At 70.9% G+C, this 15,672-nt stretch carries 9 protein-coding genes; all 9 read left to right on the top strand.

Annotated features, from left to right (window positions below; translation table 11 throughout):
* Positions 1–35: 35 nt before the first annotated feature.
* The 9 genes from tssK (at position 36) to BMZ38_RS01035 (ending at position 15,506) form a co-directional block, all read left to right on the top strand.
* The gene (tssK, locus tag BMZ38_RS01075) at positions 36–1,373 is read left to right on the top strand and encodes a type VI secretion system baseplate subunit TssK (RefSeq protein ID WP_091333093.1); all 1,338 of its coding nucleotides are present in this window, start codon (positions 36–38) and stop codon (positions 1,371–1,373) included.
* 4 nt (positions 1,374–1,377) lie between these two features.
* Positions 1,378–2,715: a type IVB secretion system protein IcmH/DotU gene (gene icmH, locus BMZ38_RS01070; protein ID WP_091333092.1), complete on the top strand. Its 1,338-nt coding sequence runs from the start codon at positions 1,378–1,380 to the stop codon at positions 2,713–2,715.
* 4 nt (positions 2,716–2,719) lie between these two features.
* Positions 2,720–6,235 carry a type VI secretion system membrane subunit TssM gene (tssM, locus tag BMZ38_RS01065; RefSeq protein WP_091333091.1) on the top strand — a complete coding sequence of 1,172 codons (3,516 nt, stop codon included), beginning with the start codon at positions 2,720–2,722 and terminating at the stop codon, positions 6,233–6,235.
* A 4-nt stretch (positions 6,236–6,239) separates the two neighbouring features.
* The gene (tagF, locus tag BMZ38_RS01060) at positions 6,240–7,808 is read left to right on the top strand and encodes a type VI secretion system-associated protein TagF (RefSeq protein ID WP_091333090.1); all 1,569 of its coding nucleotides are present in this window, start codon (positions 6,240–6,242) and stop codon (positions 7,806–7,808) included.
* A complete protein-coding gene (locus BMZ38_RS01055) occupies positions 7,805–8,530 on the top strand; it encodes a PP2C family protein-serine/threonine phosphatase (RefSeq protein ID WP_091333089.1) in 726 nt (241 codons plus the stop codon). The genes tagF and BMZ38_RS01055 overlap by 4 nt, the downstream gene beginning before the upstream one ends.
* A gap of 10 nt (positions 8,531–8,540) precedes the next feature.
* On the top strand, positions 8,541–10,643 hold the full coding sequence (locus BMZ38_RS01050; RefSeq protein ID WP_091333088.1) for a protein kinase domain-containing protein: 2,103 nt from the start codon (positions 8,541–8,543) through the stop codon (positions 10,641–10,643).
* A gap of 13 nt (positions 10,644–10,656) precedes the next feature.
* Positions 10,657–11,355 (top strand): hypothetical protein, encoded by a 699-nt coding sequence (locus BMZ38_RS01045; RefSeq protein ID WP_091333087.1) that lies wholly within the window; start codon positions 10,657–10,659, stop codon positions 11,353–11,355.
* An 87-nt stretch (positions 11,356–11,442) separates the two neighbouring features.
* On the top strand, positions 11,443–15,189 hold the full coding sequence (locus BMZ38_RS01040) for a bifunctional serine/threonine-protein kinase/formylglycine-generating enzyme family protein (protein ID WP_091333086.1): 3,747 nt from the start codon (positions 11,443–11,445) through the stop codon (positions 15,187–15,189).
* Positions 15,186–15,506, top strand: coding sequence for a hypothetical protein (locus BMZ38_RS01035; RefSeq protein WP_091333085.1), 321 nt, complete (start codon positions 15,186–15,188; stop codon positions 15,504–15,506). Before BMZ38_RS01040 ends, BMZ38_RS01035 begins: the two co-directional genes overlap by 4 nt.
* Positions 15,507–15,672: the final 166 nt, after the last annotated feature.

Genomic DNA, 15,672 nt, shown 5'->3' with positions numbered 1-15,672 from the left:
AAGCCCGCCCGCGGGCCACAGCAGACAGGTCGGTCATGACGCAAAACAACAAGGTGGTCTGGAGTGAAGGCCTGTTCCTGCGGCCGCAGCACCTGCAGCAGCAGGAGCGCTACTTCGAGCGCTTCGTCGAGTTGCGTGCCGGTGCCCTGCGCCCGTACGCGTGGGGTTTCCAGGAGCTGGAGCTGGAGCCTGACCTGCTGGCGATAGGCAAGCTCGGCATCCGCCGCGCGCGCGGCATTTTCCCGGACGGCACGCCGTTCGCCATGCCCGGCGACGACCCACTGCCGCCGGCGCTGGAAGTCGACGCCAACTGGCGCGACCAGACCGTCTACCTGACCCTGCCGCTGCGCTCGCCGACGCAGCCGGAGAGCGGCCGCCCGGAGGCGCCGGCCGAGCGGTTGTTCCGCTACCGCGTGCGCGAGACCGAGGTGCGCGACAGCTCCGGCAGCGTCGAGGGCATGACCCCGCTGGAAGTCGGCGGCATGAGCACCCGCCTCTTGCCGCAGTCGCAGCCGATGGAAGGGCTGGCGCAGATCCCGGTGGCGCGCATCGTCGAATGCCGCGCCGACCGGCGCGTGGTGCTGGACGAGTCGTTCATGCCCACCGCGCTTTCCTGCCAGGCGGTGCCGCGGCTGGTGACCTTCCTCACCGAACTGCTGGGTCTGCTGCACCAGCGCGGTGAGGCGTTGGCCAGCCGCGTGGCGCTGACCGACCGCGGTGGCGCGGCCGAAATCGCCGATTTCCTGCTGCTGCAGGTGATCAACCGCTGCCAGCCGCTCGTGGCGCACCTGGCCGAGGCGCCGCTCGAACACCCCGAAGCCTTCTACCGCACGCTGGTGGCGATGGCCGGTGAGCTGGCCACTTTCACCGCGCCGGGCAAGCGCCCGCCGATGTTCCCGCCGTACCGCCACGAGGCGCTTCGCGAGAGCTTCGAGCCAGTGATCGTCTCGCTGCGCAACGCCCTGAGCGCGGTGATGGAGCAGACCGCCACGCCGATTCCGCTGCAGCAGCGCAAGTACGGCGTGTGGGTGGCGGTGGTGCCGGACATGAACCTGCTCGACACCGCCGCCTTCGTGCTCTCGGCCAAGGCCGACATGAAGTCCGAGGAACTGCGCCGGCAGCTGCCCGCACACGCCAAGATCGGCCCGACCGAGAAGATCCGCGACCTGGTCAACCTGCAGCTGCCGGGCATCGCGGTGCAGCCGATGCCGGTCGCCCCGCGGCAGATTCCCTACAACGCGGGCTACCTGTACTTCGAGTTCGACAAGCACTCGCCGATGTGGCGCGAGCTGAAGACCTCCGGTGGCATCGCCTTCCATTTCGGCAGCGAGTTCGCCGGCCTCGACCTGCAACTGTGGGCGATCCGGAGCTGATGCGATGAGCCCTACCAACGGCCCGTTCGACGACGACATGCGCGACGCCACCGTGGTGCGCCCGCGCGGTGCACCCACGCCGCCGCCCGCCGCCGCCGCGCCCGCACCGGCGGCGTACGCGCCTCCCGCGGCCGCCGCGCACGCGACACCCGCCACCGACGAGGACATCAGCGGATTCCTCGGCGGCGGCATGAATCCGCTGGTGCAGGCGGCCAGTCCCCTGTTGCTGCTGGCGGTGCAGGTACGCCACAGCGCCACCGCGCAGGACCCCACGCGCCTGCGCGACCAGGCCACCACCCAGGTGCGCCGCTTCGAAAGCCGCGCGCAAGCGGCCAACCTGCCGCAGCAGACCGTGCTGGCGGCGCGCTACGTGCTGTGCGCCATGCTCGACGAGTCGGTGCTCAACGCACCGTGGGGCGAGCACAGCGGCTGGGCGCAGAAGACGCTGCTGGTCGCCTTCCACAGCGAGTCGTACGGCGGCGCCAAGTTCTTCCAGATCCTCGAGCGGCTGTGCGCGGATTTCTCCAGGCACATCGACCTGATCGAGCTGATGTACATCTGCCTGGCGCTGGGCTTCGGCGGCCGCTACCAGATCGAGGCGGGCGGGCGCGCCAGGCTGGCCGACATCCAGGAGGACCTGTACCGGCGGATCAAGGAACAGCGCGCGCCGGCCGCGCAGGAACTGGCGCCGCACTGGCGCGGCGTGGAGGACCGGCGCAACCCGCTGGTGCGCTACGTGCCGCTGTGGGTGATCGCCACCGCCGCCGCCTGCGTGCTGCTGGCCGCGTTCCTGTTCTTCTACACCCGGCTCAACGACGCCTCCGCGCCGGTCAACGCGCAACTGGCAAAGATCGGCCTGGAGGGCGCCGCGCCGCCGGACACCTCGCACCGCCCGCCACCGGCGCGCAAGAGCCTCAAGCAACTGCTGGGGCCGGAGGAGTCGGCCGGGCTGCTCAGCATCGACGAACAACCGGACGGGCAGGCGCTGCTGCGCCTTTCAGGCAATGCGATGTTCGCCTCGGGCGGCGTCGAGGTGAACGATCGCCAGCTGCCGTTGCTGCACAAGATCACCGCGGCGCTGAACCAGGTGGCCGGCCGGGTGATCGTGATCGGCCACACCGACGACCAGCCGATCCACTCGCTGAAGTTCAAGGACAACTTCGCACTGTCCGCGACGCGCGCCGAGTCGGTCCGGCAGATCCTCACCCAGGGCCTGGACGACCCCGGTCGCATCGAGTCCACCGGCGCCGGCGCCTCGCAGCCGATCGCGCTGCCGCCGGACCTGCCGGAAAACCGCACGCGCAACCGCCGCGTGGAAATCAAGTTCATTCCGGAGGCCTGACGCCGTGGCGAAGTTGCTGAGCCTGTTCAAATCCGCCTGGTTCGTCACGCTGGTCGGCATCGCACTGCTGTCGGTGCTGGTATGGCTGGGCGGTCCCTACCTCGGGATCGGGGACTCGCAGCCGCTGGCCAGCCCGGTCGCGCGGCTGCTGCTGATCATGGTGATCGTGCTGGCCTGGGGCGCCTGGCTGCAGGTGCAGGCGCTGCGCGCGCGCGGCAAGGCCAGCAAGATGTCCGGCGAACTGGCCGGGCAGGGCGTCGCCGCGCCTGCCGAGAGCGGCGACAACCGCAGCGCGGGCGAGCGCGCGCAACTGCAGGGCCGCTTCGCCGAAGCCGTCGAGATGCTGCGCAAGCGCCGCCGCAGCAACCTCTACGCGCTGCCCTGGTACGTGGTGATCGGCCCGCCGGGCTCGGGCAAGAGCACGCTGCTGCAGAACTCTGGGCTCAACTTCCCGCTGTCCGAACGCTTCGGCAAGGAAGCGCTGCGCGGCGTCGGCGGCACCCGCAACTGCGACTGGTGGTTCACCGACGAGGCGGTGTTCCTCGACACTGCCGGCCGCTACACCACGCAGGATTCCGACCGAGCGGCCGACTCCACCGCCTGGGGCGAGTTCCTCAAGCTGCTGCGCCGCTACCGCAAGCGCCGGCCGATCAACGGCGTGATCGTGGCGATGAGCCTGTCCGACCTGATGATCCTGGACGATGCGGCGCGGCAGGACCACGCGCGCGCCATCCGCCGCCGGCTGGACGAACTGTCCGAACACCTGAAGATCGGCGTGCCGGTCTACCTGGTGCTGACCAAGTGCGACCTGGTCGCAGGCTTCGGCGAGTTCTTCGACGACATGAATCCGGAGTTGCGAAGCCAGGTCTGGGGCGTGTCCTTTCCGCTCAACAAGACCATGGACGGCAGCGCGGCCAAGGCCTTTGCCGACGAGTACCGGCTGCTGCTGGACCGGCTCAACACGCGCACGCTCGACCGCCTGCACGCCGAGCGCGATCGTGGCCGCCGCGCCGCGGTGCTGTCCTTCCCGCAGCAGCTGGCCTCGCTGGGCGAGACCGCACGGCAGTTCGTCGAGGGCGTGTTCGCCGCCCACGCGTATGGCACGCCGCCGCTGCTGCGCGGCGTCTACCTCACCTCCGGCACGCAGGAAGGCACGCCGATCGACCGCATGATGGGCGCGGTGGCGCGCACCTTCGGCCTCGACGCCGCGCGGGTGAATCCGCAGGGCGCGCAGCGACGTACCTTCTTCGTCGAGCGCCTGCTCAAGGAAGTGCTTTTCCGCGAGTCCGGCCTGGCCGGTACCAACCCGGCGATCGAGCGGCGCAAGGTCGTCGTGCAACTGGCCGCCTACGCGGGCATGGCGCTGCTGACCGTGCTGCTGTGCTTCGGTTTCGCCACCAGCTATGCGCGCAACCGCGCCTACCTGGGCCAGGTGCAGGACGCGCTGAAGGGCTACCCCGCCGGCGTGGACCTCGAAGCCAGCAATACACCCAAGGAATACTTCGCCAAGGTGCTCGACCGGCTCGAGGCGCTGTCGGCGGTGCAGCAGACGGCCACGCCCACCGGCGGCGCGCCGCTCTCGATGCGGCTGGGCCTCTACCAGGGCAACGCGGTCAACGCCGACCTGCACGCGGCCTACCTGCGCGAGCTCAACGCCTTGCTGCTGCCGGGCGTCGGCGCGCAGTTCCGCAGCGGCCTGGCCGCCAGCGCGGCCGATCCGCAGGCGCTGTACTACTACCTCAAGGGCTACCTGATGCTGGGCGAGCCCAAGCACCTGGACGCCGGCGAACTGGTCGCGCTGACCAACCTCGAATGGCGCAAGGTGTTCCCGGACGAGCCGGTGCTGCAGCAGGCGCTGGCGAAGCACTTCCAGGCACTGGTGGACGAGCCGGGGCAATTGCGCGCGCTGACGCTCGACCCCGCGCTGGTCGAGCAGGCCCGCACCACGCTGCGCACGGCGGACCTGTCCACGCTGGTCTACGGCAGCATGAAGCTGTCGGCCGAGAACGCCGGCAAGCCGCTGCAACTGGACAAGGAGCTGGGCCTGCTCGGCAACGTGTTCCGCCGCCGGAGCGGCAAGGCGCTGTCCGAGCCGTTGCCGGCGGTCTACACGCAGCCGGTGTTCGCGATCGAGGCGGACAAGGGCGTGGCCGAGGCGGTCAAGCAGTTCGCGTCGGACGACTGGGTGTTCGGCGCCGAACCGATCGACGCCATTGCGCAGGCACGCCTCTCGCGGCAGGTGCTGGCGCTGTACGAGACCGACTACATCAAGGCCTGGGACGACCTGCTGGCGGACCTGCAGCTGCAGCCGATCGCCAGCATCCAGGATGCCAGCGCCATCGCCGCGAAGCTGTCCGGCCCAAGCTCGCCGCTGAAGTCGCTGCTCAACGTGGTGCGCGCCAACACCAGCGACATGCTGCGCGCGCCCAAGCTCGCCGCCGGCGACAAGGCGCTGGGCGCGGCCAAGGACGCGGCCGCCAAGAAGGCAACGCAGAATGCGCTGGGCCGCGCGCTGGCCAAGGTCGGCGGCGGCGCTGGCGCCGCCGCGGACGAAGCCCCGCCCGGCAGCGCCATCAGCGCGCACTTCGACACGCTCAACAAGCTGAGCGAAGGCGCGCCCGGCGCGGCGCCGATCGACCAGACGCTGGCCGCGCTCGACCAGTTGAGCAAGACACTGCTCACCATGACCGACTTCAGCGACGCGGCAGGCCAGCCCAACCCGCAGTTGCTGATGGCGCAACAGGCGGCCGCGCAGTTGCCGCTGCCGGTGTCCGGCTGGGTCGCCTCGTTGACGGGCAAGAGCCAGGCCTTGGTGGCCAGTGGCACCAAGGGCGCGCTGGACGAGCAGTTCCAGCAGGCCGCCGCGCAGGATTGCGCGGCCTTCACCCAGGGCCGCTTCCCGTTCTCGCCGGCCAGTCGCAACGACATCCCGGTGCAGAACTTCGCCGAGATGTTCGGCTATGGCGGCCGCTACGACGGCTTCTTCAAGCAGACGCTGGCCAAGCTGGTCGATACCAGCGGACGCAACTGGCAGTGGAAGACCGGCCCGGGCGCGGTCAGCGGCTCGGCCTCGATGCTGGCGCAGATGCAGCTGGCCGACAGCATCAAGCAGATGTATTTCAGGACCGGCAGCCCGACGCCCGAGGTCGGTTTCACCCTGCTGGCACCGCAACTGGCACCGGGTATCGGCCGCTTCGCCATCGCCATCGACGGGCAGACCTTCGACTACAAGCCCGGCGGCAACACCAGCATGGCAATGAAGTGGCCGGGGCCGACGCCGGGGCAGGTCAAGGTCTCGGCCTGGGATGCCTCCGGCAACCTGCTCAGCAGCTACGACTACCAGGGCGACTGGGCGTTCTTCCACGCGCTGCAGGCAGCCAAGCTTTCGCGCCAGTCGGATCTGCGCTACCAGGCGCACTTCGACTTCGGCGGCCAGGCGGTGCAACTGGTCGTGCAGGCGAGCAACCTGAAGAACCCGTTCCTCAACACGCAGGTGCAGCGCTTCCGGTGCGGGGGATAGGGCCATGGCCGATCCGACAGGGGGATCCGCCATCGCAAGCGTGGGCTTCTTCGGCAAGCTGCCGGGGGCGGGCGACTTCGTGCAGCGGCGGCTGCCCGCCGGTTTCGTCGAGCGCTGGGACCGCCATTTCGAGCAGGCCGTGTTCGCCAGCCGCGAGGCGCTCGGCGGCGACTGGGCGCAGGCCTATCACGCCAGCCCGACCTGGCGCTTCGTGCTGGCGCCGCAGGCGTGCGGCGAGGGGGCCTGGGCCGGCGTGTTCGGACCGGCCGACGACCGCGTAGGCCGCAGTTTCCCGATGGTGCTGGCCGCGCCGGTCGCGCCCGCGCAGGTCGACCTGCTGCTGCGCGAGGGTGCCGGCTGGTTCGACGCGCTGGCGCGCGTGCATGCGCAGGGCCAGCGCGGTGCGCCACTGGATGCCGAAGCTTTCGACGCGCTGGTAGTGGCGTTGCCGGGACCGTCGATCGTGCCGGCCGCCGCGGTGGACCTCTCTGACGGTATCGATTTCAGCCGGGCCAACCACTGGCGCCTGCCGCTGCCGGCGCGTGCCATCGATAGCGCCGCCCTGGCCACGTTGTGGCTGCGGCTGGCCGGGCAGGGGCCGTGGTGCCTGTGGTGGAGCGAGGGTGCCGGCCGTGTGCCGCCCGGTATCCTGGCCACTCGCGGCCTGCCGGCGCCGGAAGCCTATGCGGGCTTCCTCGATGCCACCCGCGCCGGCGCGTGGCTGACGCCCGTCGGGGCGTCCGTGCCGATGGCCGAGCCGTTCGCTCCTGCCAGGAGCGAACCCGTGCTGCCGCCACCGGAGCCCGCGCCGGTGGTCGCCCGTCGCGACGTGGATGACGACGTGACCGTGCCGGGCCTGGTGCGCCGGGTCCAGGACGTCGTGCCGCCGATGCCCGCCCCCGTGTTCGACACCGAGCTTTCGGTGCAGACGGCGCCCGGTACGGCCGTGGTGCGCCATCCGGTCGGCGCATTGACGTTGGTGGCCGCCGACGTGGGCCTGGCCGACCCGCGCCGCCGTGCCGCGTCGGCCGCCGCCGGCGTAGGCGCCGAATGGAGCGCAGGGGACGAGGCGCCGCCCGGCACGCATGCGCTGCGTGCCCGCCTGATCGCCCTGCATCCGCACCTGCGCAACGGCCGGGTGAGCGAGGACGGCGCAGTGGTTGCCGCCCGCGTGTCCGGTTCCCAGGCCGGGTTGCTGCGCATCGGCGCCGCTGGTGCGTGGCATTGGCGCGGCGGCCGCCTGCGTCCGCTGTTCAGCGCCGCGCTTGCGCCACCGGCGCCATCCGGCGGTGGCGAGCTGGACGACTTGCTGTTCGGTGGCGGCGAAGTCGCCACCGCCCCGGGCCTGGGCGCCGAGGGCGTGCCCAGTTGCGAGCAGGTCACCTGCGAACTGTTGCCGGGCGACCGCCTGCTGCTGCTGGCCGGCGCCGCGCATACCCAACTTTCGCTGGCAGCGCTGGCTCAGGGGCTGGCCGCGGCCTCGCCGGAGGACGCCCAGACGCGCCTGGCGCAGGCGCTCGGCCCCATCCACTCGCGGCCCTGGCCGCTCGCCGTGATCGAGGTGCAGCCATGACCGTGCGTTACCTGTCCGCCGGGCACACCCACACCGGCAAGGTCCGCAAGCACAACGAGGACGCCATCCTCGTGCGCGAGGACGTAGGACTGTGGGTGGTGGCCGATGGCCTGGGCGGGCATTCGGCCGGCGACTATGCCAGCGGGCTCATCGTCGAAAGGCTCGGTTCCCTGCAGCGCAACGGCGACGTGTTCGATTTCATCGAGTCGATCGAGGACGCGCTGGCGCAGGTCAACACCGAGTTGCGCCAGGTCGCCGCGATGCGCGGCGTGGACCTGATCGGCTCGACCGTGGTGCTGCTGGTCTACGACCCGGATTTCATGCTGTGCGGCTGGGTCGGCGACAGCCGCGCCTACTGCTTCGAGAACGGCCGCCTGCGCCAGATCACCCGCGACCACGTGCACGGAGTGAAGGACGAGGTGACCCAGTTCGCCGGCGGTCCCGCGACCGCGCGACCGCAGCCGGGCGCGGGCGTGCTGACCCGCGCGATCGGCGCGGAAGAGCGGCTTTACGTCGACTGGGTGGTCGCCGGCAACCGTGCGGGCATGCAGTTCGTGCTGTGCTCCGACGGCATCAACAAGGAAATGACCGACGAGGAACTCGACGCCCAGTGCGCGCGCCTGCAGGCGCCGAACGAGCTGTTGCAGGGCCTGTTCGCGATGGCGCTGGGACGTGCCGGCCGCGACAACGTGTCGGCCGTGATCGTGCGCCTGCAGGACTGAAGGCGAGCCGATGGAAGCCCGCTCCCTCAGCGCACTGGTCGATGCCTACAAGGCAGGCGGGCTCACGCTGCCGGCGCTGTTGGTCGACGCTTTGGGCCGGCGCGGCACGGTGACGGCGGACCAGCACGCGGCCGAACTCGCCTGGCTGGCGCGGATGCGCGAGGAAGGGAACCTCGAGGCCGGCGTGGCGCAACTCCTCGTCGAGCGCCTCGATGCGCTGCAAGCGAGCGCCGGCGAGGCCGAGGACGTTGCCACGGTGGTCAAGGTGGAGCGCCCGGCACTCGCGATCGCAGGTAGCGACGAAGCCACCTGCGTGATGCCGGCCGCGCGCGCCGAGCCGGCCGTACCCCCGCCGGACCAGGCCACCGTGGTCAAGCCGGCCTTCGTCCCGGCGCCCGTCACGGCGCAGACCGGTGCGACCGTTTCGCAGACGGCCGGCTCAACCGGCGGTGTCGACACGTCCGACTGGCGGCGCGTCGCCGACGCTGCGGGCGGCGACCAGGCGACGGTCGGGATGCTGCTCAAGGGCCGCTTCCTGCTCGAGCGCGAGATCGGCCGCGGCGGCATGGGCGTGGTGTTCCTGGCGCGCGACGAGCGCAAGGTCGAGGCACGCGACCGCAATCCCCACGTCGCGGTGAAGGTGCTCAACGACGAGTTCCGCCGCCATCCCGATTCTCTGATCGCGCTGCAGCGCGAATCGCGCCGCTCGCAGTCGCTGGCGCACGACAACATCGTGCGCGTGTTCGACTTCGACAAGGACCGCACGATCGTCTTCATGACGATGGAATACGTCGACGGCTCCGACCTCAAGACACTGATCCGCGAAAGCGCCTACAACGGTCTGCCATTGGCCAAGGCGCGCCCGCTGATCGAGGGCATGGCCCGTGCGCTCAAGCGCGCCCACGACGCCGGCGTGGTGCATTCGGACTTCAAGCCGGGCAACGTCATGGTCACCCGCGATGGCATCCCGAAGGTGTTCGACTTCGGCATCGCGCGCGCCGGCAAGCAGGCGGACGAGCCGGCCGAGGACCAGACCGTGTTCGACGCCGGCAAGCTCGGCGCGCTCACGCCCGCGTACGCCAGCCTGGAGATGATCGAGGGCAAGCCGCCGCAGCCCACCGACGACATCTACGCGCTGGGCTGTGTTGCCTTCGAGCTGCTCACCGGCAAGCACCCGTTCGACAAGGCCAGCGCCGAGGTGGCGTTGCGCGAACGCCGGCGGCCGCCGGTCGTGCCGGGGTTGACCGGGCGGCAGCAGCGAACACTGTGCGACGCGGTGGCGTTCACCGCCGACAAGCGCCTGAAGTGCGCGGACCTGCTGGTCGAGGGCTTGCGCGACGTGGGCCTGGGCGAACGCATCGGCCGGCCGCTGGCGTGGGCGCTGGGCGGTCTCCTGCTGCTGGCGGTCGCGGGCTGGGGCGTGTTCGGCCAGCTGCGCGCACGGCACGTGGCCGAGGTGGCCGCCCGCTTCCAGCCGGACAACCCGCAACGCTACGGCAACGAGGGCGAGGCGGTCGCCGCGCTGGCGCAACTGGGCGAGGACGAGCGCAAGCAGCTGATGCTCGGCCAGGGCGAACGGGTACAGCGGTTCCTGCTCGACCGCGTCGATGCGTACTGGGACCCCGCCAAGGGCCGGATCGACTACGCCGGCGCCCAGCGCGTGTTTGCCTTGCCTGCCCAACTGCACCTGTTCCTGCCGCGGCTGGACCTCAGACACGCCGCCGTGGACGAGGAAAAGCTCCAGCTTGGCCAGGCGAAGGTCCGCGCTGCTTCAGCGCCCACGCCGGCACGCGCCGGCACGGTGGCCGCGCAGCCGGCATTCGCGCGCGTGGATCCGCCGCGGGCGCCCGGGCGGGCGCCGGCCACCTCGGCTTCAGAAAAGCCGGCCGCGCCGCCACCGTCGCCCGCCAGCCCGGCGAACCGGATGGAGGAAGTGGCTGCCGGTCTGCTGCGCGAAGGCGAGCGCAACTACCGCCAGCAGAACTACTCGGCGGCGATCGCCAACGCCCAGGCCGCATTGCAGGTGAGCCCTGGCGACCCGGCGGCGAAGCGCCTGCTGCGGCGGGCGCAACAGGCGCAGCAGCAAGCGATGAGCAGCATCTCGATCAACTAGGGAGGGAGAGGTCATGCAAAGCTTTGCATTCCGTGGTGCCACCCTGCTGGGCGCGTCCTGCCTGCTGGCCCTGCTCGGCGGCTGTGCGCAGATGGGCGGCATGGGCATGCCGACCGACCAGGCGTATGCCAACCCCGATGCGGCCGCCGCCGAAGATGCGTCGCACGAGTGCAATCCGGCCCTGGGAGGGGCCATCGGCGCGCTGGCCGGCTCGATGTTCGGCAAGGGCAAGGGTCACCTGGCCGGCGCGGCGATCGGCGCCGGCATCGGCGTGTTCGCCTGCATGGCCTACAACTACCACGCCCGCAAGGTGCGCGACGCGCAGTCGGTGGAGGCGCAGTACAGGCGCGAGCAGGGCGCGCTGCCGGCGGCGAACACCATCGGCGCGTACCAGAGCGAGCTACTCCCCGGCGAGACGATCAAGTCCGGCAGCAAGGCGGCGATGCAGTCGCGCGTGACGCTGATCCGCGGCACCCAGGCCGCCGCCCCGCAACTGAGGGAGCAGCTGACCCTGTTCTCGCCCGACGGCAAGCAGTTGACCACGGTGACGAAGGACGCCACCGCCGTCGACGGCACTGGCGAGTACGAGACCAATTTCGACTTCAACCTGCCCAAAGGCATCCAGGACGGCCGCTACACGATGCGCTCGGCGCTGTACATGGATGGCCAGAAGGTACGCACCAACGAAGTTCCCATGCTGGTGGTGAGCTGACGTGCGCCTTGCCCGCGCCGGCCACCCACGGCGCGACACAGCCCTGGCCGAGTTCCATGCGGCTGCATCACTGACCAAGAGCTCCGCATGAACACGCTTGCCGAACTGATTGCCGCCTTCCGTAACGGCCACCTGCCGCTTCCCGTGCTGCTCGATGCACTGGCCAGGCGTGGTTCGGTGCCTGAGGAACACCACCACGACGAAGTCGCGCTGCTGCGCCGCCTGAACGACGACGGCGAACTGGACGGGCAGATCGGCCGCGTACTGCTCGAACGGCTGGTCGCCGCACAGGCCGTGGCCGCGGGGGATGACGCTCCGGCGCTCGACGATGCGACCGTGGTGGTATCGGCCACGCGTCCGGCAGCCGGGGAACCGGTCGCCGAAGCCGGCGCCACGCGGGTCGTACCCGCCACCCCGGCCGCACCCCCGGCGCACGGTGATGGCGCCGACGCCACCGTGGTCATGCCCGCCTCGCGCCCGCCGGCACCGCCCACCGCGGCCATCGACGAATCCACCGTGGTTTCGCCGGCCTCGTACGGCCGCGAGGCGGACCTGTCCCAGTCCACCAGCACGCAGGGCGCCACCGGCACCGGTTCGAACTCGGCCAGCAGCTTCAACAGCGTCAGCCTCGAGCGCCTGGCCGGCGTCGAGGGCGGCGACCATGCGCACGTCGGCATGCTGCTCAAGGGCCGCTTCCAGCTGGAGCGCGAGATCGGCCGCGGCGGCATGGGCGTGGTGTTCCTGGCGCGCGACGAGCGCAAGGTCGAGGCTCGCGACCGTGATCCGTACGTCGCGGTCAAGGTGCTGAACGACGAGTTCCGCCGCCACCCTGATTCGCTGATCGCGCTGCAGCGCGAATCGCGCCGCTCGCAGTCGCTGGCGCACGACAACATCGTGCGCGTCTACGATTTCGACAAGGACCGCACGATCGTCTTCATGACGATGGAATACGTCGACGGTTCCGATCTCAAGACGCTGATCCGCGAACGCGCCTACAACGGCATGCCGCTGGCCAAGGCACGACCGCTGATCGAGGGCATGGCCTGGGCGCTCAAGCGCGCGCATGCCGCCGGCGTGGTGCATTCGGACTTCAAGCCGGGCAACGTCATGGTCACCCGCGATGGCATCCCGAAGGTGTTCGACTTCGGCATCGCGCGCGCCGGCAAGCACATGGGCGAGGCGGTCGGCGAGCAGACCGTGTTCGACGCCGGCACGCTGGGCGCGCTGACGCCGGCCTACGCCAGCCTGGAAATGATCCAGGGCGGCGAGCCGACCCCCAGCGACGATCTCTATGCGCTCGGCTGCGTGGCCTTCGAACTGCTCACCGGCAAGCACCCGTTCGACAAGGTGAGCGCCGAGCTGGCGATGCGCGAGGGCCGCAAGCCGCCGCCGGTGCCCGGCCTCACCCGTCGCCAGTACAAGACACTGTGCGACGCGGTGGCCTTCCACAAGGAAGACCGCCTGCGCACGGCCGGCGAGTTTGTCGATGGCCTGCGCGAGGTCGGCCTGCGCGAGCGCATCGGCCCGTACCTGATCTGGGGCGGCGGCGCGCTGGTGCTTCTGGTCGCCGGCGGCTGGGGCGGCGCGCACTACCTGCACCAGCGCAGGGTGGCGCAGGTGATTGCGCGCTTCTCGCCGGACAACACGCACGTCTACACCGACAAGGCGCAGGCGATGGCGGCGCTGGATACGCTCGGCGACGAGGAGCGCAAGCGCCTCGTTCTCGACCAGAGCGAGCTGATCCAGCGCTTCCTGCTTACCCGGCTGGACGGCTACTGGAACCCGGCGCAGGGCCGCTACGATTACGCCCACGCGCAGCAGCTGTTCGCCCTGCGCGACCAGCTCAAGCTCTACTCGCCCCAGCTGGACATTCGCCGCAGCGCGATGGAGCAGCAGAAGAACGAGCTGCTCAACAGCCTCGACACGCAGCTCTCGCAGCGCGTGGAGGCCGGCGCCATCTTCGCCGACCAGCCGGACAACGCCGTCCAGACGCTGCAGAAGATCCGCGCCATCGATCCGTCGAGCAGCCTGCTGAAGAACGCCGAGCTGGAGCTCAAGTACGACATCGCCATCGGCCAGCAGATGGCGCAGCACCAGGATGCCCAGGCTGCGGCGCACCTGAAGCAGGCGCTCGAGCTGTTCCCGGATTCGGCGCGCCTGCAGCGGCGCCAGGCGCAGCTGACGGCGATGGGCGCAGGCGAAGTGGCGGCCGCCGCGCCCGCGGCCGCCGCAGCCACCAGCCTGCCCGAGGCCCGTGCCGCGCTGTCCGCGCTGCTCACCCATCCGCAGGCCACCGCCGAGTGGCGACGCCAGGTCGCCGCGGCGGTCGCCCCGCTCAAGGGCGATGCGTCGGCGCAGACGCGCGCGCTGCTCGACCAGCTCGCCACCGCCATCGCCACGGTGGCGGGCCAGCAGACCGATCCGTTGCACCTGCCGCAGGACCTTGCCCTGGTCGATTTCGGCCTGACCATGGCACCGCAATCCGCAGCGCTGCAGAGCGAACACGACCAGCTGGCCGCGCTGGACAAGCAACAGCAGGACCGCCTGGCACAGGAGAGTGCCGCGGCCGAGGTCACTGCGCGCATCGAATCGGTCAAGCGCGCGGCGGCGGCGGGCGATACCGCCAAGGCGCAGGAGTCGCTGGCGCGCATCCGCGCGTTGGCGCCGCAGCATCCGTTCCTGGCCAGCGAAGGCCCGCAACTGCTGGCCGATGCCTACCTCGGCCAGGCGCGCGAGGCGTTCCGCAAGGGCCGCTACCAATCGGCCGCCGACGTGCTCGCGCGTGCCACCGGCCAACTTGGCAAGCGCGACGATCTGGCCAAGGCCAGCGCCCGCTACGGCCTGGCGGCCGAACTGGTGAAGGCGCGCGGCCAGGCCATCGCGTCGAGCGATCTCGACCGGTTGCACCGACAACTGGCGCAGGTGCGACGCGCAGACGCCGACGGACTGGCGGCACTCGAAGCGGACATGAAATTGCGCGGACAGCTGGGTGAGGGTTCGCTGTCCGCACTGCTGGACTCGCTCAAGCCCACCACCGCGACGCCCGTCACCACGGCACCGGCAGCTGTGCCGGGCAATACCGCGCCCACGGGCAACCTTGCCACGCCGACGCGCAATGCGCCGGCCAGCCAGCCGGCGCCGACCGCAGCGGGCAAGGGCAGCCCGGCGGTGATCCGCCCCGCGCCGGCCACCGCTACCGCCGGTCCCTCGTCTGATCCCTGCGCCGCACCCGACCTGGTTGGCGCCGGCCGCGCCTGCTTCGACACCATCGATGGCAAGCGCGGCCCGGCGCTGGTGGTGGTGCGTGCCGGCGGCAAGGTGCTGGCGATGACCCGCTCGGAAATCACCGTCAACGAGTACAACCGCTACTGCGGCGCCACCGGCAAATGCAGCGCGATCACGCTGGAAGACCGCTCCGCCGGCAGCCTGCCGGTGAGCAACATCAGCCTGGCCCAGGCGCGCGCCTACGCAGCCTGGCTGGGTAGCGCGAGTGGCCACGTCTACCGCCTGCCGACCGACGCCGAGTGGCTGGCCGCTGCGCGCGCAGGCGGCGGCTGGAAGCAGGCGCCGGACAGCAACTGCATCCCGCCCACCGCTGGCGCCGACGACGGCAGCGGCGCGCCGATCGCCGCGCGCGGCCGCAGCCCGAACCCTTGGGGCCTGATCAACCTCACCGGCAACGTATGGGAATGGGTGACCGACGGCAGCACCACCGCGGTACGCGGCGGCAGCTACACCAGCTACTGGTCCGACTGCACCATCGACAGCCATCGCCCTGACGGTGGCAGTGCACAGAAGGACGTGGGACTGCGCCTGGTGAGGGAGGTGCCATGAACGAGCGCGAGCGCATCGTCAACCGCGACCTCCAGGTGCTCGACGAGGCGCACTACGGTGGACGCATCGCCCGCGCCGAGTACCGGGCGCGCCGGCGCAACGTGCTGGCAGCCCTGCGCGACAGCCACGGCATCACCGCGCGCCAGGTCCCGCTACGGTCGCCGGACCGTGGCTCCGCGGAGCCTGCCCCGCGCGATGACGTGTTGCCGGCCTTGCTCGGCCGGGGTGGGCTGCCCAGCCGCATGTTGCTGGTGGTGTTCGCCGCCGGAGCACTGGTCTGCGCGCTGCTGCTGGGCCTGCTGTTGTTCGCTCCCTGAAATGTGAACGCCTGATGAGCATGGCGTGAACAAGGCCCGCCCGAAATGGGCGTTTTTCTTGACGTAGTGCGCACTACAGGGTGAGGGCGCGCGGTTTGCCGTGGCCCCGCGGCGGCCGGGCTGAGCCCGGCCGTCGGCGCTGATGCGGTCGCCGGCAATCGGCGCC

Source organism: Frateuria terrea (assembly GCF_900115705.1).
Classification (GTDB): domain Bacteria; phylum Pseudomonadota; class Gammaproteobacteria; order Xanthomonadales; family Rhodanobacteraceae; genus Frateuria_A; species Frateuria_A terrea.
This window is presented reverse-complemented; position numbering and strand designations above follow the sequence as displayed.

Bases quoted from the DNA above. Each gene is read 5' to 3' on its own strand.
- tssK (WP_091333093.1), top strand. From the start codon at position 36: ATGACGCAAAACAACAAGGTGGTCTGGAGTGAAGGCCTGTTCCTGCGG.
- icmH (WP_091333092.1), top strand. From the start codon at position 1,378: ATGAGCCCTACCAACGGCCCGTTCGACGACGACATGCGCGACGCCACC.
- tagF (WP_091333090.1), top strand. From the start codon at position 6,240: ATGGCCGATCCGACAGGGGGATCCGCCATCGCAAGCGTGGGCTTCTTC.
- BMZ38_RS01055 (WP_091333089.1), top strand. From the start codon at position 7,805: ATGACCGTGCGTTACCTGTCCGCCGGGCACACCCACACCGGCAAGGTC.
- BMZ38_RS01050 (WP_091333088.1), top strand. From the start codon at position 8,541: ATGGAAGCCCGCTCCCTCAGCGCACTGGTCGATGCCTACAAGGCAGGC.
- BMZ38_RS01045 (WP_091333087.1), top strand. From the start codon at position 10,657: ATGCAAAGCTTTGCATTCCGTGGTGCCACCCTGCTGGGCGCGTCCTGC.
- BMZ38_RS01040 (WP_091333086.1), top strand. From the start codon at position 11,443: ATGAACACGCTTGCCGAACTGATTGCCGCCTTCCGTAACGGCCACCTG.
- BMZ38_RS01035 (WP_091333085.1), top strand. From the start codon at position 15,186: ATGAACGAGCGCGAGCGCATCGTCAACCGCGACCTCCAGGTGCTCGAC.